Source organism: Nostoc sp. S13 (assembly GCF_029379315.1).
Lineage (GTDB): Bacteria > Cyanobacteriota > Cyanobacteriia > Cyanobacteriales > Nostocaceae > Nostoc.
Genome location: NZ_JAQYWQ010000033.1, coordinates 1 through 18,749, shown reverse-complemented (window position 1 = coordinate 18,749; position 18,749 = coordinate 1). Strand labels below are relative to the sequence as shown.

Here is an 18,749-nt window from a genome sequence, read left to right as displayed (position 1 = left end):
GTTAGGAAAAATAACAAAAAATAAAAAATTGACAACTTATAATTTATAGTCCCTAACTGATAACTCTTGATTTCTAACCAATAACTCCAAATTTCTCAAATAACAGCGCTGATCGGCAAAACATTATAAACGCCAAGAATTTTTAAAATCTCTGTGTGGATAGTTAACTCTGCTAAAGCAGATTGCATTTGTGCTTCCTTGGCATCCGCTTCTAAATCCATGAAAAACAAGTATTCGCCTAGCGATCGCTTCGTGGGACGAGATTCAATCCGGCTAAGGTTAATCCCTAACTGAGCAAATATTTGCAAAGGTTTGACCAATGCTCCGGGTGTGTTGGCAGGCATACTAAAAGCCAGCGATGTGTGACTGGCATCTGTTGTTGATGCCTGGTATCCTGCCTCCGCTTCAGGCTGAGTTACTACCCAAAAACGAGTAAAGTTTTCTGGATAGTCGTTGATGTTACTGGCAAGTATCGGCAGGTTGTAGAGTTGAGCTGCTCTACTAGAAGCGATCGCTGCTGTTGTGGTATCTTGTTCCAATCGCTGTAATGCTTCGGTTGTGGAATTGCTAGGAATAATCTGTACAGTCGGGAGAAACCGCTCTAACCATCCCTGGCATTGTCCCAAAGCATTCGGGTAAGAGTAAACAGTTTTAATCCTATCTAAGCTAGAGGCGCAGGAAATTAACATATGAGCAATGGGTAATACCAAAGCCAACTGAATTCGCAAACTATCTAACTGCCATAGTGTATCAAGTGTTGTAGTCACACTCCCTTCAATAGAATTTTCCACTGGCACAACAGCCAAGTGGGCTTGACCATCAGCAACGGCGTGCAGTGATTGGGAGATGGTGGGATAAGGGCATAATATAGCTTCAACTCCCGTACTTTTGCTCAACCAGTTGACATAAAAAACAGTTGCTTGTTCTGTGTAAGTGCCGGGAGGCCCTAAATGTGCGATCGATAAAGTCATGCCTTTAGCCTTAAGTTGCGAGTTTAATCGGTAAACAGAGGTATGATACTTTGGTCTTGGCAAATATATCCAATATCTACTCTTAGTAGAGGCTCTTGTCTATAATCTGTAAATTTACGCACTAAAGTAATAAACCGAAATATGTAAGTAAGTGGGCGGGAAAATTTATAAGTATGTAACAGAATGTAAATTTAGTACACACCTCACAAATACGTTATTTCACCGTCTTTACAAAACTAAACATATATTCGTTTTATCCTCTCTACTTACTTATCCAGAAAAACGAGTTATGGAAATCAGTCTTATAGCAGATAGATTTCCTGGCAGTTTTTTGCTAAATTCTTTTGAAGATTTAAGAGCAATTATATTGGTTTCTGACCGAATAATGATGCATATTCTTGATTTTGTGTCAATACTTAAATCGTAATTTATATTTCTTGAACTAAAGATAGTAATGAGCGTACTAACTTTTTGCTAATGATCTATAGCAGATAAGCAACAATCATTTTTATGGTCAAGAAATTTTGTACTTTTCTAATAATCAGAACTAAGTTGTTAAAAAATACTAAAATTAAGAAACAGATATTTTTATCCACTCATGGCTACCAAGTTTACTGCCTCCCAATCAGTGGAAATTGCTGTTCCAGAGCAGCCTATTCCTATTCAGCACTACTTGCGTCAGCCTCAACGTCTGGTTAAGGCTTTGGTTGACAATAGCCGGATTCAGCAGGTTTCTGAGGAGGTATTTCGCTTAAAAATGCGTCCACTAACCTTTATGTCACTGAGTATTCAACCTACTGTAGACATGAGAGTCTGGGCGGAATCAAATGGAGTTATTTATTTGCGATCGCTAGGCTGTGAAATCTTAGGTTTCGAGTATATTAACCAGCGCTTTACCCTCAATTTAAAAGGGTATTTGTCTCCCAAAGAATTTAGTACTGGCACTCGCCTGCAAGGAAGGGCTGATTTAGAAGTGCTGGTGGATTTCCCACCGCCATTTTCTTTCACTCCGAAGCCGATTTTAGAAGCTACTGGCAATGGTTTGCTCAAAAGCGTGCTGTTGTCAGTCAAGCAACGATTATTAAATCAACTTTTGGCGGATTATCGCTACTGGGTGGTATCACAAACTAAAAATACAGGACTTGACGGTGATAATACTGAATTACCAATCCTGAATGCTGAGTAATTATTTAAGAAACAGAATAAAGGTGCCAGTCGCCAGAATTTAGAATTGAATTCTGTGTGACTGGTGTAAGGCGTTGCGGTAGCGAGTCAGATGCTCCGACGTCGCTAACATCACGCCGAAGTATTGATTCTGAATTCTGTATTCTGTATTCTTCTTCAATCACTCAACACTCAGTCGTTTAATTTGGCAAGGACGAAAAGACTGACGATGTAGGGGCGAGGGCCCGTATTGTTGTAAAGCCAGCAAATGCTTCTGGCTACCATAACCCTTATTACGCTCCAGGTTGTACATAGGGTATTTTAATGCTAGACGCAGTACCAGTTCGTCCCGCCAAACCTTAGCGACAATACTAGCAGAGGCAATAGCGAGCGATCGCTCGTCCCCCTTAACTATTGTTTGCTGCGGCACTAGCAAGTCTTTGATTGACTGATTCCCATCAACCAAGCAAAGTGTAGGCTGTACCTTTAACTTCAGCACAGCCCGCTTCATTGCTAACAGCGTTGCTTGTAAAATATTTATCTTGTCAATTTCGGCAGTAGAAGCAAACCCAATTTTCCAATCTATAGCCAGCCCACAAATTTGCTGTGCTAGCTGAGTTCTACGAGAACTAGACAACTTTTTACTGTCTTTAATTTTAGCTGCCATCAGTATTGGCAAAGCATGAGCTGGTAGGATCACTGCTGCCGCCACCACAGGGCCAAATAGGGCACCTCGCCCGACTTCATCCACACCTGCAACCAATCCTGGAATCCCTGACAAGGTAGAAAACTCCAGCCAAGTGGATTTTTCCAAGGGTGGTGGCGATGTTTCTACCATAAAGTAAATTAATTATCCTCGATCGCGGAGGAACGACGGCGGCGACGACGGCTGGCAGTGGCGCTATTATTGCTTTCAGCTTCACTTTCATCTGCGATCGCAGCGGAGGCTTTTGCAGATAAGCCTTCCGAAGGATTCGCAGTTAACTCTGATGGTTCAATTGTCTCTTCTATCAAAGATTTTTGTTCTGGTTCAATAACTTTTGGTGTCGGTATCTTGCTTGTGGTTATTTCAGGTGTTGCTTTTTGGGCAATAGCGGTTATTTCAGGTGTTGCTTTTTGGGCAAGAGTTGATTCTGAGGTTGATTCAGTTGGGGTCGTTGGTAGTTGACCGGGCTGAATCACATTAATAATCACAGACTTGGTATTTTTAACCTCTTGCTCTAACTTCACCAAGGGAGAGATTCCCATCAAGGCAAACATATCCTGTTCTTGGAGGCTCATTTCTACAGTTCTAATTTCCGGTGGCTCTACCACTGGTTTGACTGGTTCTGCCTTGATAACTTTAGTCCGCTCTACTCTTTCACTCCAACCTGGTTTACCAAGGGTGGGTGAGGGGATTTCTGGTACAACTCCTAGTTCTGGTTCCACATCAAGGTCTAAGTCTGGCTCGTTGACAAAAGCCAGAGGATTGGCAACAACGCGAGCTTCATCTTTCCCATTTAACCCATTGATGCCAATTCGACTGCGGCGAGTGCGGGTACGACGCTTATTATCATTCAGTTCTTGATAACTAGGATGATTGATCAGATTTAGGTTACTCAATTCCGAGTCGCCGTCAAATGCTTCCCCAAATCCATCATAAGTTTCTCGTGGTTCCGGGACGCGGGCAGATGGCTGACGTGGTTCTCGGTGAGGCAGGGATACAAAACGCTCACGCTCTGCGGTCTCTGTTAGTATTGGCAATCGGTTTTCGATTTCTCCAGGCAGACGCACGGTATGTCCTAAACCGCCACAGGTGGGACAAGTTTCACCAAATAATTCGTAAATGTTTTGACCCTGACGCTTGCGGGTCAGTTCTACTAAACCCAGTTCGGTGAGTTGGGCAATCTGAGGACGAGCTTTATCTGCTTTGAGTGCTTTATTAAAGTGTTCGAGAACTTGCAGTTGGTCACGTCGCAATTCCATATCAATAAAATCAACGACGATCACCCCGGCGATATTCCGCAGACGCAACTGGCGAGCAATTTCTGTTGCCGCTTCGCAGTTTGTCCACAAAACTGTTTCTCTAGCTGTTGCCGATCGCGTAAAGGAACCTGAGTTAACATCGATTACGGTTAATGCCTCAGTTGGCTCAATGATCACGTAGCCTCCAGAAGGTAGGTCTACTCTCGGTTTTAGGGCTTCTCGAATGGCGGCAGTAATGCGGAAGTACTCTAAAATTGGGGAGCGATCGCGGTGATGGTCAATCAACAATCCCTGCGGTGTTTGACCTCCACTCCAATTCTGCAAGTACTGCTTCACGCGCTTCAAACCAGTACTAGAATCAACGACAATCCGATTTACATCTGCGCCGTACATATCCCGTAATACGCGCTGAATGAAGTCATCATCCCGGTTGAGCAGTGCTGGAGCACGGGTGGACTGCGCTTCTAGCTGGATGGTCTCCCATTGCTTTTGCAGCACCTCCAAATCTTCCATAATCGCTTCTTCCGGTTTGCCTTCGGCTTCTGTACGCACAAGCAAACCCATTCCCGCCGGTTTGACCAAAATCGCCAGTGCCCGCAAGCGGTTGCGCTCACTTTCACTTTTAATCCGTCGAGATAAATTTACGCCCCTACCATAGGGCATCAGTACTACGTAGCGTCCGGGTAAGGTGATATTACCCGTGAGCCTGGGCCCTTTTGTCCCCGTTGGTTCTTTCATTACTTGCACCAAAACTTTCTGCTGTGGTGCTAGTAGTTCTGTAATTGCCGCAGCGGTACGCTTTAGCTTCAATGGCCCTAAATCAGTGACGTGAATAAAACCGTTCCGCTCTGGGTCGCCAATATTGACAAAAGCCGCATCTATCCCAGGTAATACGTTTTCTACTACTCCTAAGTAAATATCACCTATTTGGTGATGACCCGTAGCAACGACGAGTTCCTGTATTTGATCTTCAGAAAAAACCGCAGCAATTTGGTGCTGCTCCGCGATGATAATTTGTTTTGGCATTCAATTTCCTCAAAAACTGGCAGCACCAATAGGTCTGGAGGTTTGTCATACCTTTGTTGTCCCTACAACCCTTAAAAGGTGCTACTGGTAATAAAAATCACAAATCTGGGCTTCTAAGTTAAATAGCTATTGGCGCTCTTAAGAGCGTTTACACGGCTGCGTATTGTTTCAGCGATTAAATCAACCGTCTGTGGTTGATTCGTGAGCCAATACGCTCAATCAAGAGAGTTCTGAGTTGAAAGTTCTAAATCCTGAGTTAGCTTTTAACCCAGGACGCTTGATTTGAGAGTAACCTACTGAAGTTGTTAAGAAAAAGAAACTATTTCTATTTTCCATTCCCCGGATTTATCCTTAGGGTTATACTCAGCAACGCCAGCTGCTACCCTGCCTTCAGCTGCCCTAGCCTATGGCAAGCTGCCCTTTGCGCGTCTGCGAACGTCTACAAGTCGGCATAACCGACGGCAGTTGCTTCAACTCTAGAAAAGTAATGCACTAGCTCTTCGGCACTACTGTAGATTAGACATTCAGCAGTTGTTTAAAAAGCATGGATTTAGAGAAGCTAGCCGAGCCTGCTGTTAGTTACTGATTCACAAGGTAGCTATAGAGAGAGTGTTCTTTAATCTGCTTTTTGTTTATCTAGAATAAAATCCTAGATATTGCACTCTAATATGTATGCTTTCGCCCCCTGAATACCAGGGTAGTGAACCAGCTAATTCAATGCAGCGCCAGAAAATTTCTCTTCACCCCATTCTAACGCAACCTTGCTAAAAATCAATTCCGACGACGTACCATCTTAGGACAACTACGAGCAAGCTGCCCTACAGGGATTATACCCCTAAAATTAGCCGATTGCGGTGGATGTGCAGGAGTTGAAATTCTACACTAGCCACTGACTTTAGCATAAACAGGATTTGTTCGGGACGCAATAGCAAACCGTCTTGGCGATAGCTACCTAGATAACGGATGATCACAGATGGGATAGATTCTGCTTTGCTATTGTCGGTTTCTACTAATTCCAGTTCAAATAAGCGATCGCGCAGATTTATTAACTGGCTCTTGCCTGACTTAGTTGTTTGCTCATACCAGAGTTCTTCTTTCGCTTTGATTAGATCAATCCAGTCTTGCCATTGTATAGGTGTTGCTTCTTCAAGTACCGCTACAGTAATCAGATACTCTGCGGCCTCTAGCAGTTGGGTCGCGGCACTAGCTTTTAAATCTATCTGCTCCACATTATATATAAGTATGTCTGTGGGCATTTCACGAGCTAACTGTTCTCGGAAAGTATTGACTGCCACTGGCACCGTTAACTCAAAATCTACTATTTCACCACTACTAGTAGCCCCTAGAGCCAAAGCAGTTGCTACAGAAATTCGCGGCATGGGATGAAACCCACCAGTGAAAGCGATTGGCAAGCTTGCTCGTCGCACAACTCGGTCAAACAGACTGATTAAATCTAGGTGGCTGATCAAAGCCATATTACCCTGTTTCCCAAACCAAACTCGCAGTCGTTGTGCCTTAGTTGGATTGGGAACAAACTCGCCAGCGAATTTTGGAATAGCGGGTGATTCAATTACGACGTTATGGCCAAAGTCAGTCCCACAGATGCCACAGTGGGAACAACCTTCAAAAGAGCAGTCGGGTACAATTGCAGCTTCTAAGGCGCGTTGCAAGTCTTCTTGGAGCCACTTCTTGTCAATCCCGGTATCAATATGATCCCAAGGGAGGGGAATATCAAGGGAGTGGGGAGTGGGGAGAGACGCGATTAATCGCGTCTGTACAGGAGTGGGGAGTTGGGTATTTTCGCTATCTGCTGATTTGTTCTGCTCTTGTGCGTGAAACAAATTCCATTCGCCATTTTCTACTTGGCGGTATTTCCAATCTAGACCGGCTTGGGCGATCGCAGACCCCCAAGCACTAAAAGCCTGATCTAAATTATCATACCAGGAATCCATACCTGCACCCAATTCCCAGGCACGGCGCACTACTTTACCCAAATTGCGATCGCCTCTTCCCACAAAATCTTCCATTGCCGAAATGCGGACATCGGTAAAATTTACCTTCACTCCCTTTATCCGGCGGAATTCTTGCCGCAACAGGTTTTGTTTGCGCTTAAATTCAGTGGTAGAGACTGAGTGCCACTGGAATGGTGTATGGGGCTTGGGAGTAAAGTTAGAAATTGTCAGGTTAAAGTTTAGAGGTTTTCTGCCCTTGCCTCGACATTCTCGCTGTAGCCAGCTTACTGTTTCCGCAATGCCTAAAACGTCAACATCCGTCTCACCCGGTAAGCCAATCATAAAATACAACTTTATTTTATCCCAGCCTTGCTCCCAAGCCGTTTTCACCCCCCGCAACAATTCTTCATTCGTCAAACCCTTATTCACGATATCTCGCATCCGCTGAGTTCCAGCTTCTGGAGCAAAAGTCAGTCCACCTTGGCGCGTACCTCCAAGGATGTTGGCAATATTCTCATCAAATCTGTCTACCCGTTGGCTTGGTAGAGTCAGAGAAATGTTTTCATTTTTTAGCCGATTTTTGATTTCCATCCCGACTGCTGGTAGGGACAAATAATCAGAACAACTCAGAGATAGGAGGGAAAACTCATTGTAACCAGTTGCCCGCATACCCTGTTCAATCGCTTCTACCACCTGATCCGGTTCTACATCCCGTGCTGGTCGAGTCAGCATTCCTGGTTGACAGAAGCGACAGCCACGAGTGCAACCACGCCGAATCTCAATGGTCAAGCGATCATGCACCGTTTCCACGTAGGGAACTAACCCAATGGAATATGCTGGTATGGGAGTTGCAACCCGTCGCAGAATTCGTTTTGGCACATCTGGGCGACGAGGATGAACTGAGCCATCCTCTGCCATGTTGTAAAACTGGGGAACATATACGCCTGGTATCTGTGCCAAATCCAGTAACAGATTTTCTCGACTTAATCGGGCTTGTTTGCCTTCTTCCAATACCAAACCAATTTCCGGCAGCAGTTCCTCTCCATCTCCAAGGGCGAAAAAGTCGAAGAAGTCGGCATAAGGTTCAGGATTCGATGTCGCTGTTTGCCCACCAGCAAAAATTAACGGAAACTGGGATTGGAGATTAGTAAATTCTCCCCCTGCTGCCTCTGCTTTTTGGCGTTCTTGCCACGTCAAGGGAATTCCAGCCAAATCCAACATTTCGAGGATATTAGTTGCACCCAGCTCGTAACTGAGGCTAAAGCCTAAAATGTCGAATTCTGTGAGCGATCGCTTTGACTCTACCGCAAACAATCGCGTATTGGTTTCGCGTAGTTTGGCTGCCAGGTCTTGTCCTGGGAGGTAGGCGCGATCGCACAATTGACGCGGTTGGGCATTCAAGATGTTATAGAGGATGATATGCCCTAAATTGGATGCACCGACTTCATATACTTCTGGGTATGTTAAGACCCAGCGTATTGCTGTCGTATCCCAAGGTTTATGTACTGCTAAACGCTCATTACCCAGGTAACGCGCTGGTTTTAAAATATCCGATGTTATTAATCTTTCAACTGCAACAGCCACTGTGCTATCTTCTAGCTACCTTAATTACAGCTACTCAAACCCAACCTTAGCATTGAATTAGGTCTTTTAACATAGTTTATCGTTGCAACTTATAACTCCTTTACATAAAGTCTACTTTCTACCCGAACCTTTATGCTTTTACATAAAGTTATGTTGCATCCAATTCAATTTCATCATCCAATATTTCAAACACCCTATCGAGTTGCGTTAGTTCAAAAATAATTCTAATTGACGGGGTAACAGCGCAAAGTCGGAAACTCCGTCCTAAACCGAGAGCTAGCTTGTGTGTAGATAACAATGCCATCAGCCCCGCGCTGTCTAAGGATTCTACTGCTACTAGGTCTACTACCAAGATGGAAATATCATTTTGTGCCAATGCTGTAGTCATATCTCGTTCAAACTCCAAGGCGTTTGCAGCATTCAAACAGCCTTGGGGGCGAATAACTGCAATCTTGGGATAGTTAAGCACTGCCTGCATAGTTACATCCTATTAAGAATTGTTGAAGCGTCAAGCTAAGGATTATTTGAACATAAACTCTATTTTGTTGCATCGGCCATATGTCTTAGGTCTCTTTGCTGAATCTTTATTACTTTAGTATCTCTGTTTAAAGATTGTTATAATTCCGGTTTAAAATGTGTTTATATATACTTTTTTTTTAGCTCACTTCAAAAACAATCAACATAGACAGCCATAGAGCAGACAACTCATCAGTAACTATGCTGAGAAAACTTGCTTAGTCTATAACTAAAGCTAATTTAGCTAAGTCTTAATGGGAAGTTAAATCTTCCACTTTAGCGTTGTTGATCGCATACCACAGAGTCATAGCGCATTATCTATTAACTCATTAAGATGTGATTTATATCACCAAGAGTTAGTATTTAGATCACTCTTTATACTTAGATAAATCTGGGATAATTAGTATCATATACAATTAGGCTATTACTTATGAGAACTCAGTACGCTATTCGTAAATTGGTAGAAAAAGCTCTTGACATTAAAAAACTAACTCCTGAGATAGAAAATGAAATCAATTCAGAACTAACGGAACTGGGTTACATTTCTGATGTTGATTACGAAGCCCTAGAATTATTAATGGCAGAGATGGATGCTGGTCGAATTCAGTTAGTTTCTAGCTGGGGATATTCGTAATTGCTCAGGCATAGAGGCTTTTTGACTATATCCGGTGAATTTTATTAAGAGTGGAGAAATCAAAATTTCAAGTAAGTAAAACAAGTTTTAGGAACTCCAATACATCATGTTGGTTTACCAAAATCGTCGCGATATTATCGTAAATGGATTGCAATCTCTAGGTTGGTCGATTCAGCCTCCGAAAGCTACTCTTTACGTCTGGACACCCGTTCCTCCAAGATATTCCTAAGTAGAGTTTATAACGTTGCTACTTGACAAATGTGGTATTGTTGTGCGGGCAGATAGTGGTTATGGTGCATCTGGAGAAGGCTTTTTCCGCATTGCTTTAACTATCTTTGATGAACGGTTGCAAGAAGGAATTCAACGCATGAAATATGCCGGTATTGGCTACGGTTGATAAGGGGAGTGGGGAGTGCGGAGACAAGGGGACAACAAGAATAACCATACCCAATGGCTAATGCCCAATGACAAATGACAAATGACTAATGACTAATGACTAGCTTGCCAAAGTTGGTGAATAAACTGATTGAATTGCTGCTTGGCTGCTGAGTCAGCTTCAGTTTTTGGTTCTTTTGCTAAAACTTGGCTCAAGAAGGTAATTACTTCTGTGTCTAAAGCTGGTCGAAATAAATTGGCAGGCCAAAGCAGGTCAGACGCATCTCGCAAATCAGTAATTAGCGGCGATTCTTGAATCAAAGTAACCATTAATAAAGGACGTACCCAGCACAACTGGCGGGAAACCACAAATTGAATGACTTCTGCATACAGATTCCTGTCGTCATGCTCTAAAGACACAATTTGTCCTGGTTGAAGAAAATCTCGGCTAATGTCCATCATTATGCAGTTTGGGCAGGGGCAAGGATTGTTTTGCAACTTGCTTAATCTTAAAAGTGAAAATGCGCTAGGTTTAAGGAAAGCTTCTGTAAGATTCTGACAATTCACGTCATGTGGAAAAGCCTACGAAAGACCTAGCCCCCTAGCCCCCTTCCCAACACTCTAAGGGGGAAAATTCAAAGTCTCTGACGCCAGGTGCTTCTCCCAAGGGGAGACGCGCAAGGGACAAGTCGGGGGAGCCGACACCAGTCGCTAATAGGGGAAACCCCCTGTTCCCGCGCTGGCTCCCCAACGCAGTGGCTCCTCCTTTTAGGAGAGAGATAAAGAAGAGAGGTTTTCCAGATCCCGTGAAAAGTCAGATGTTAAGATTAGGGTAGCACTCTTACGGCAGCCATGTCTTAGACATCTGTCTCATAAGTGGTTACGCAAGACTAATACGACCAATTGCGAGCAGCAAAGGGTTTTATTAGCATAGTATCTGGACAGAAATACTATAGAATAGGTAAATAACTGTTAAGCGATCGCTGGACAGAAACTTTGTTGTAGTGAATTAACGAGAAAAGAGCAAAGAGCCGTGTCAGTTGAAACCATTGAAAAGCGTTCCACATCCCGTAAGCTCGCGCCTCGGTATCGCGTTTTGCTCCATAACGACGAGTACAATTCTATGGAGCATGTTGTGCAGTCACTAATAGCCACTGTGCCAAGCCTTACCCAACCCCAGGCTGTTAGCATCATGATGGAAGCCCATACTAACGGGCTAGCTTTAGTCATTACTTGCGCTCTGGAACACGCTGAGTTCTATAGCGAAACATTGAAAAGTCACGGTTTAAGTAGCACGATTGAACCTGATGAATAGTCATTGGTCATTGGTCATTGGTCATTAGTCGGAATTTAGAGTATTGGCTGGTGACTTAACATTGGTATGAAAAAAAACCTTATCCGTCTAGCCGAACGCCCTGCCCCCATTAGGCTGGGTGCTTTTATTTTGACTTTATTGCTGCTATGGTTGCCATTGGCTGTACCAATATACTTACTAGTGCATGATTCAAACTTAGAAAGTATATTGACATTGGTATTGTTATATGCAGTGTTTATTTTTCTGTTGAAACTATGGGGTAAATATGTCTACCAGCAGCCCCAAATTCTACGGCATTATGGCTTAGAATTCACGCGACAAAACGGTGTGGATTTAGTGCGTGGCTTGGCTATGGGGATAATAAATATTCTGATACTTTTTGGGGTAGAAAGTTTATTGGGTTGGTTGGTGTGGCAACAACCGAAAGTTTTTTTGCTGAAAGTGATTTTAGAGGGTTTACTTGTTGGCTTAGGTATTGGATTTGCTGAGGAATTGTTATTCCGAGGCTGGTTGCTAGATGAATTACAACGAGATTACAGTCCCCGTGTGGCATTGTGGACAGATGCAACTGCGTTTGCTACATTGCACTTTATTAAACCCTGGGAGGCAATTATTCATACATTGCCGCAATTTCCAGCTTTAGTACTGCTGGGGTTAACGCAGGTATGGGGAAAGCGTTGGCGGAGAGGACGCTTGGGTTTACCAATTGGTTTACATGGTGGTTTAGTAGGAGGCTACTACATAATTAATGTTGGGGACTTAACGAAATATTCTGGTCATGTTCCTGATTGGGTAACTGGTGTGAATAATAATCCCCTGCAAGGAGTGATGGGGGTGTTGTTAATGAGTGTACTAGCTTTGTGGATACGAGGGCGAACTGAGCGATCGCTTCATATATGAAAATCAAAATATTAATAGTATCAGCTTTATTAGTAATTTTCTTTCTGGTTGTAAAGATTGTGAGGCTAAAAAAACTTCTAATCCCGCTCATGTAAAGCAGTTGCTAACAACTAAAAAATGTCCCAAGTGTGATTTAGGTGGTGCTGATTTAACAAATGCTGATTTAGCTGGAGCAGATTTAAGAGAAGCCGAACTGACTAATGCTAAATTAGACGGAGCCAATCTACAAGGGGCTGATTTAACTAAAGCTGAACTCAGATGGCGAGATGATGTTGGCGACAAAGGGAAAATGGGTATATCAGAAATTGGTGATGATTACTGTAATGTTACCTATGAGGCTTCATTCAAAGGAGCTAACTTGAGGGGAGCAAAACTTATTCAAACTGACTTATCAAGTTTGGATTTAAGCGAAGCCAATCTGAGTGATGCTGATTTGACTAATGCAAAACTAAACTGGGCAAAACTCAATAAAGTAAATTTAGAAAAAGCTAATTTAAAAAGCGCTTCCTTAGAGTCAGCAGAACTAGATTACGCTAATCTAAAAAAGGCTAATTTACAGGGTGCGAATTTAAGTTTGAGTAGCTTGTATCATGCAAATCTCAAAGAAGCTAACCTTAAAAATGCCAATTTAGATCACAGTTCACTTTTAGGTGCTAACTTGCAAGAAACACAGTTGATAAATGCTAATTTGCAAGGAGCTAAACTGAACGGTTATCTTATAGATACTAATCTAAGTGGAGCTAACCTGAGCAGTGTTTCTCTAGAAAGTTTTAATTTACAGAAGATTATCTACAATTCTCATACTATTTGGCGTGGAGCCTCTTATAACGAGTTTACACAGTTCACTAATGGATTTAATTCTCTCAATGAGCAAATGGAATTTAAAAGGCTTTCTCCTTTTTAAGAATAAAAATGATGACGCAATCTAACACCATTAAACAGCAGCAAACGCAAAGAATATTAGAACTATTTGCGATCGCACGTCAGCGATATTTAGATGCAGGAGGAAATCCTCGACGTACTCCAAGGGGACTCAAGGGAGATGATTATATGACAGATGAGGAAAGGTAAGAAGCATTGGTATTAGGAAGGCAAATTTTCTCACAAGAATATATTGATAATACAGCACGCAGCATCAAATATCCTCCCGTGGAAAGTTAGCCCATTCTTCACTACGGGCTACATCAATTTACTCTGTGGAAGGTGCGTTTCCTAAATCAGCACAGAGTCCCCATAAGGATTGTCGGGGAAAGTTAGAGAGTTTATCTGTTAACTCGCGTTCTATATCAGGAGCAATTTGCTGGATCAAACGTACTTTGTCCACAGTTGAAAGCTGCTTTGCTAGTCTGATAACTTCTTTTAGGCTCACAAATTTTCACCTGCTTCATTTCCAAAAATTTTAACAATATCCAAGGATACTGGGCTTTTTGGTGCAATCTTTACGTCAGCCTCTCAACCACTGTACCCACCAAACACGCTTTATTCAAATTAACGCCGCTCAAATTTGCACCTTCTAACTCTGCACAGAGTAAATTAGCTCCCGTCAAATTCGCCCCCGCCAAATTCGCCCCCCGCAAGTCAGCTTCTTCAAGATTTGCTTCACTCAACAAAGCCCCTTGCAAATCGGCGCGACTCAAGTCTGCACCTTTAAGATTTGCTCCAGTCAGGTTTGCACCGCGCAAGTCAGCACCGCGCAAGTCAACGCCTTGCAAGTTCACATTCATTAAATTGGCACCACTCAAGAAAGCACCCACCAATGACACATCACTGAGTCTTGCTCCCATCAAGTTAGCGCCACGCAAATTGCTACCCCGCAAGTCAGCACCCGTTAAATCTGCTTGCATCAGATTTGCTCCCATCAAACTCGCCCGCAAGTCAGTTTCTTGGAGGTTGGCTCCCATTAAATTCGCCCCCTCAAAATGCCCACCTTCGAGTTTAGAACCAGCGAAATTAGTGCCGACAAGGGTAGCGCCAGCAAGATTAATCCGGCTTAAATCGAGTCGGGAGAGTTCCTCGTCTTCTAAATTTGCCCCTGGAAGTTGTTTGAGTTTTCCTAATCTAATGGCTTCAATATTCATGTAAAGTAACTACCAATCTCCTCACTTATCTTGCTGTGGCTATCCCATTGGGAATCAAGTATCCAGATACCGGCGCTGAATTTGGGTGTCATCAAGGGTAAGTCGAGTCCCTGTTGTAAACCCAGAACTAACAAAGCTAGGGTATCTACAAGTTTAGGATCAAACCGGGTAGATTGTTGCTGTTTGCACTCATCTAAAGCTTGAGTAAATATTTGTTCCCGGCTTTGATTTGACGACTTTCGCTGATTTAACCGCCACTGAAAGTCTGCCAATAATGCCAAAATTCTCGACTCTAGGGGAATTTCATCTCCAGCTAAAGCTGCTGGTTCCCCTGAACCATTCCACCACTCGGTTTGGTGAGTAATAATTTGGGCAACTGCTCGCAGTCGTGGCATGGTTCGCAATACTTGCGCCCCCGGTACTAAGGGACAAGTTAAGGGAGAACTAGGGGCATCTTCTTGGTAGCGTGTAGATATACCGCCAGTGAGAACGCTTTCGGCTTTCTGTAATGGATCTATGCGATGCAACAAACTCGCCAACCGCAACCTTTTAATCTGCCATGCAGGAAGATCCAAAAGCTGGGCGATCGCTTCAGCAAGTACGACTACTTCCGCAGCTGCCATTGGATTGTTGACATCTGCCATATCCATCAGTTGCGCCATTCGCAAAAAGGCTTGGATTTCGTTGGAAACCAAGTTTCGATCCAGCGTTTGTTTCTGAAGCGCTGTTGGTATGGATAAATTATCTTGCCCAGTCTGGAGATAATCTACTACACGGGAGACAACTGCACCCAAATTTTGGGATCTGTCCATTGACGGTACAATTTGCTGTTTATCGGCTGTGAGTTTTTCCGCCAGTTCTGGGTTGTATTTTTTGATGTGAGCGATCGCTATTTCTGCTGTCTCTTGCACTAACTCTGGCTCAAATGTCCACAAGCCATAAAATTTGCGCTCTAAATCTGATGTCGGTACTCCAGCGCTGCCATAATCAGCCTCTGATAATTCTTGACAAATTACCATCGCTGTGTATTTCGGCGATAAAATAATTAAGTGCCACTCCTGCGCCACTGGATCAATTGGATCTAATGCCACTAAGTCTACATTGGGTAGCTGGCTGGTAGGATGTTCAGCAAAGCCAGATTCAGAGGCAGCCATGATCGCAATTTCGCGGCTGCGCTGGGCGATGTCTGCATATCGTTGAGCTTCTTGTAAGTACCATTTACCCTGTTGGAAGGCGGTGATTACTAAGGGTGTACCGTCGTCGGTTAAGATATGGTCTTCTAGAGCATGGCACAATGCAACTAGGGTATTTTTATAGTAAACACCGAATCGAATTGGTCTGGTAGTGTGGCGATGGGCTGTTTCTAGCTGTTGTAGAATTGAACCTTCTAACATGGGTTTGGGATTTTATGAAAACGTAGACGTGGAGCGGCTTGCCGCAGGCTACCGCAGAGGCGCAGAGAAGCCAGTGCGTTGGGCGGGTTTCCCGACTTGTTCGCGCAGCGTCTCCCCTTGGGAGAAGCAACTAGCGTGACACAGAGGAAGAGAGGGGCAGAAATTCCGAATTCGTGTTTTTTAGGATACAACTGCTAACTGTTTTTCTTTCGTCTCTATTGGTGCAGAAAGTGCTGCTTCTAAGTCGGCACAACCCAGTTTTTCTTCTAGAATTTTCATGACTTCGCGTCCGAAATCGTTGGGGTTTTGTTGCCAAGCTTGCAAGCAGACTTCACCAAAGAATGAACCAAGGGGTTCGGGATTCCAGAGGAGTTTTTTGGCTGTCCACGGCATCAGGCTCATTGGATCATATCCTGGTTTGAGGATACCTTCTTTAAAAGCGTATTCTTCTAGATGAGTATGGGGTTGTAGTCCAATAAAGAAAATGGCAGGCTCGACTTTATCAGCACCAAAAATCCGTTCTAGTTCGCGGTGGTAGGCGATGGTTTGGCGGATGGTTTCGGGACGTTCGTCAATGACATTAAAGGAGTAATTGACGGAAACTAAGTCGTTGAAACCAGCTGCTTTTAAATCACGGCAGTTTTGCAAGACGTTTCGCAGGTTATACCCCATCCGCATTTTCCGCACGAGTTCTTGAGAACCACTGGTAATCCCAATTTCAAAGTAGTTCATCCCAGTTTTCGCCATCAAGTCGCACAACTGGGGTGTCAAATTGTCGGCTCTAATGTAAGCTGCCCAGTGGATATCTGTCATACCAGAATCGACGATTTTTTGCAAGAGTTCTATGGCATCGTCGATAAATTTTCGCGCTGGGATGAATTGGGCATCGGTAAACCAGAAATTGCGAATGCCGCGATCGTATAATTGGCGCATCTCAGCAACTACTTCATCTGCTGGGTTGATGCGTACTTGTTTCCCTTCCACAACAGTGTAGACGCAATAACAACAGTTGTGAGGACAACCGCGCTTAGTTTGTACACCTATATAAAAGTCTTGCTCTTGCAGGTAATAGTTAAATTCCGGCCAGATGCTTTCGATATAGTCATAGTTACAAGCTGTTTTTTCTAGTGGGGTGGGTTGTTCGTGAATTAGCCGTTTCCGTGGTTGAGTTTCTCCGACAACGTAACAGCGTTCATCTCGAAAATCTCCGCCACTTAAAAGTTTTTCTAGCAGAGTTTCGCCTTCACCCACAGAAATAATTGCCCCTTGAGGTAAGCTTTTACCCAACTGTTCATAAAATACACTAACTGCACCACCACCTACAACTACACGAGCATCAGAATTATATTTTTGGGCACGCTTTAAACCGCGTTTGATTAAGCCCTGGTTTTGCCATAACTCTACATAGTAAGCGATGAAGATTCGTAAACCGCCCAATCCTCCACGTAGTTTCAATAGAGGATTCTTCGCGTAGTAAAATTCAAAAGCGTTTTGTAGTGGATTACCACCACGCCCGCCAACTGGGGCATAAATTTGAATATCCCGCCAAGAAAATACTAGTAGTGTCGGTTTAAATTCATCGATACAGCGATCCAAGGCGGTAGCGTAATCTAAAGGTGGCACTGTTCCCAAATCAAAGATACGCTGTTCGATATTTGGAAACTGTTTGTGGACGTGATCGCTCAGGTAGACAACCCCAATGGGAAAGATAGGGTTACAAGGAAGGCGAACGTAAAGAATTCGATTTTCCATCATGGGTGTTTTGACTTCCATCTTGCCAATCTTTGGGGAAAGCGAGATAAATTCCAGTTTTAAGGCGTGTTTTTGTTTTGGCTACTCTTAATCTTTGACAATCTTGCTTGACATTGAAGCCGATTATTGATATGAGCGAAACTTTTGTTCACAGATGTAGGAATCAATAAAATTGCTTTACATACCAAATGCAGGCTATCAAGAGAGGCTTTATGAAGAAATTTTTCATATAGCTTTACGATAACATTGAGTTTATTCATTAAGCGATGATCCCAGGCTTTTAATCGGGGGATAGATGAAACACAAAAATACACTCGTGAACTAAGCTCAAGCTAAGGGGATCTTCACCATACCGACTCTGTAATTATCTGCCCTGAAGAAGTTAAAGGTTTTTTGCCAGAGATTAAAAACTCAAAGATGTTCACGTAGTATAAAATTTTAGAAAGAGCATAAATATTTATAAAATTTTTATAACCTCCGATATATCTTTAGGTAGAAAAAATCTAGAAAGACATGAGTTGGTATTCGCAGTTACAACAAGTGGGGATCAGTGGGTGTTAGGCTTGGCTAGTGTAATGTAAAATTGTGGCGTAAAGCTCCTCAGCAGTTATGGCTCAAATATTAGATCCTCTACCACCTGAGCAATCGGGGAAAATTCTCTGCTGCTACATTAATGCCACGAGCAAAATACAGGTAGCTCGCATCTCCAATATTCCCAACTGGTACTTTGAAAGGGTTGTTTTCCCAGGACAACGTTTAGTATTTGAAGCTCCGCGAAAAGGTCAAATGGAGATTCATACAGGGATGATGGCAAGTGCAATTTTATCCGATAAAATACCGTGCGATCGCCTGATGCTGGACGAACCCAGCGCTTATGAGTTTGATACCGACTCATCAGATGGAAAAGACCTTATTAATACCAAACCAATGGTGCAGCAAATTAATACAAAAATCGGAGATACTACAAAACCCTTACAAATCCTTGGTTTAGCGTCGGTTGATTAAAAAAAACAATTTTACTAAATTTGAGGGTTGCTAATTCAGCAGCCCTTTTTGTTTATTATTTATTAGACTTATCCGGAAATGAGAACTTTATTTGGCTGAAACCTAGCTCTGGAGAGGG

General features: G+C 43.2%; 17 protein-coding genes and 1 pseudogene. 8 read left to right on the top strand and 10 right to left on the bottom strand.

The window, feature by feature from the left end; genetic code table 11:
* Positions 1–95: 95 nt before the first annotated feature.
* A complete protein-coding gene (gene pheA, locus PUQ00_RS12955) occupies positions 96–971 on the bottom strand; it encodes a prephenate dehydratase (protein ID WP_300416816.1) in 876 nt (291 codons plus the stop codon).
* A 598-nt stretch (positions 972–1,569) separates the two neighbouring features.
* On the opposite strand from pheA, the gene PUQ00_RS12950 reads away from it, so the two are divergent.
* Complete coding sequence (locus PUQ00_RS12950; protein ID WP_300416813.1) at positions 1,570–2,157, top strand: DUF1997 domain-containing protein; 588 nt, start codon at positions 1,570–1,572, stop codon at positions 2,155–2,157.
* Between the two features lie 159 nt (positions 2,158–2,316).
* On the opposite strand, the gene PUQ00_RS12945 is transcribed toward PUQ00_RS12950, so the two are convergent.
* The 4 genes from PUQ00_RS12945 to PUQ00_RS12930 form a co-directional block, all read right to left on the bottom strand.
* A complete protein-coding gene (locus PUQ00_RS12945; RefSeq protein WP_300416810.1) occupies positions 2,317–2,973 on the bottom strand; it encodes a ribonuclease HII in 657 nt (218 codons plus the stop codon).
* A gap of 8 nt (positions 2,974–2,981) precedes the next feature.
* Positions 2,982–5,126, bottom strand: a complete 2,145-nt coding sequence (locus PUQ00_RS12940) for an Rne/Rng family ribonuclease (protein ID WP_300416807.1) — start codon at positions 5,124–5,126, stop codon at positions 2,982–2,984.
* An 827-nt stretch (positions 5,127–5,953) separates the two neighbouring features.
* Positions 5,954–8,662, bottom strand: coding sequence for a TIGR03960 family B12-binding radical SAM protein (locus PUQ00_RS12935; RefSeq protein WP_300416805.1), 2,709 nt, complete (start codon positions 8,660–8,662; stop codon positions 5,954–5,956).
* A 148-nt stretch (positions 8,663–8,810) separates the two neighbouring features.
* Positions 8,811–9,140 carry an STAS domain-containing protein gene (locus tag PUQ00_RS12930; protein ID WP_300416802.1) on the bottom strand — a complete coding sequence of 110 codons (330 nt, stop codon included), beginning with the start codon at positions 9,138–9,140 and terminating at the stop codon, positions 8,811–8,813.
* 468 nt (positions 9,141–9,608) lie between these two features.
* On the opposite strand from PUQ00_RS12930, the gene PUQ00_RS12925 reads away from it, so the two are divergent.
* Positions 9,609–9,812, top strand: coding sequence for a hypothetical protein (locus tag PUQ00_RS12925; RefSeq protein ID WP_292763530.1), 204 nt, complete (start codon positions 9,609–9,611; stop codon positions 9,810–9,812).
* Between the two features lie 91 nt (positions 9,813–9,903).
* Positions 9,904–10,209: pseudogene (locus PUQ00_RS12920) on the top strand (aminotransferase class I/II-fold pyridoxal phosphate-dependent enzyme); the annotation flags it as partial.
* 92 nt (positions 10,210–10,301) lie between these two features.
* Here PUQ00_RS12920 and PUQ00_RS12915 read toward each other — a convergent pair.
* Positions 10,302–10,646, bottom strand: a complete 345-nt coding sequence (locus PUQ00_RS12915) for a hypothetical protein (protein WP_300416894.1) — start codon at positions 10,644–10,646, stop codon at positions 10,302–10,304.
* Between the two features lie 574 nt (positions 10,647–11,220).
* On the opposite strand from PUQ00_RS12915, the gene clpS reads away from it, so the two are divergent.
* From clpS to PUQ00_RS12895, 4 genes are all read left to right on the top strand, one after another.
* The gene (gene clpS, locus PUQ00_RS12910; RefSeq protein WP_300416799.1) at positions 11,221–11,502 is read left to right on the top strand and encodes an ATP-dependent Clp protease adapter ClpS; all 282 of its coding nucleotides are present in this window, start codon (positions 11,221–11,223) and stop codon (positions 11,500–11,502) included.
* Between the two features lie 66 nt (positions 11,503–11,568).
* A complete protein-coding gene (locus PUQ00_RS12905; RefSeq protein WP_300416797.1) occupies positions 11,569–12,402 on the top strand; it encodes a type II CAAX endopeptidase family protein in 834 nt (277 codons plus the stop codon).
* Positions 12,403–12,502: 100 nt separating this feature from the next.
* Positions 12,503–13,306, top strand: a complete 804-nt coding sequence (locus tag PUQ00_RS12900) for a pentapeptide repeat-containing protein (protein WP_300416794.1) — start codon at positions 12,503–12,505, stop codon at positions 13,304–13,306.
* A gap of 8 nt (positions 13,307–13,314) precedes the next feature.
* Positions 13,315–13,473 (top strand): hypothetical protein, encoded by a 159-nt coding sequence (locus PUQ00_RS12895; protein ID WP_300416791.1) that lies wholly within the window; start codon positions 13,315–13,317, stop codon positions 13,471–13,473.
* A 118-nt stretch (positions 13,474–13,591) separates the two neighbouring features.
* Here the strand turns inward: PUQ00_RS12895 and PUQ00_RS12890 are convergent, their stop codons facing one another.
* The 4 genes from PUQ00_RS12890 to PUQ00_RS12875 form a co-directional block, all read right to left on the bottom strand.
* Positions 13,592–13,771 carry a hypothetical protein gene (locus PUQ00_RS12890; RefSeq protein WP_300416788.1) on the bottom strand — a complete coding sequence of 60 codons (180 nt, stop codon included), beginning with the start codon at positions 13,769–13,771 and terminating at the stop codon, positions 13,592–13,594.
* Positions 13,772–13,841: 70 nt separating this feature from the next.
* Positions 13,842–14,480 carry a pentapeptide repeat-containing protein gene (locus tag PUQ00_RS12885; protein ID WP_300416786.1) on the bottom strand — a complete coding sequence of 213 codons (639 nt, stop codon included), beginning with the start codon at positions 14,478–14,480 and terminating at the stop codon, positions 13,842–13,844.
* A complete protein-coding gene (locus PUQ00_RS12880; protein WP_300416783.1) occupies positions 14,477–15,874 on the bottom strand; it encodes a DICT sensory domain-containing protein in 1,398 nt (465 codons plus the stop codon). The genes PUQ00_RS12885 and PUQ00_RS12880 overlap by 4 nt, the downstream gene beginning before the upstream one ends.
* Positions 15,875–16,054: 180 nt before the next feature.
* Positions 16,055–17,647, bottom strand: coding sequence for a photosystem II high light acclimation radical SAM protein (locus PUQ00_RS12875; protein WP_300416781.1), 1,593 nt, complete (start codon positions 17,645–17,647; stop codon positions 16,055–16,057).
* 588 nt (positions 17,648–18,235) lie between these two features.
* On the opposite strand from PUQ00_RS12875, the gene PUQ00_RS12870 reads away from it, so the two are divergent.
* Positions 18,236–18,631 (top strand): DUF1830 domain-containing protein, encoded by a 396-nt coding sequence (locus PUQ00_RS12870; protein ID WP_300416778.1) that lies wholly within the window; start codon positions 18,236–18,238, stop codon positions 18,629–18,631.
* Positions 18,632–18,749 lie beyond the last annotated feature (118 nt).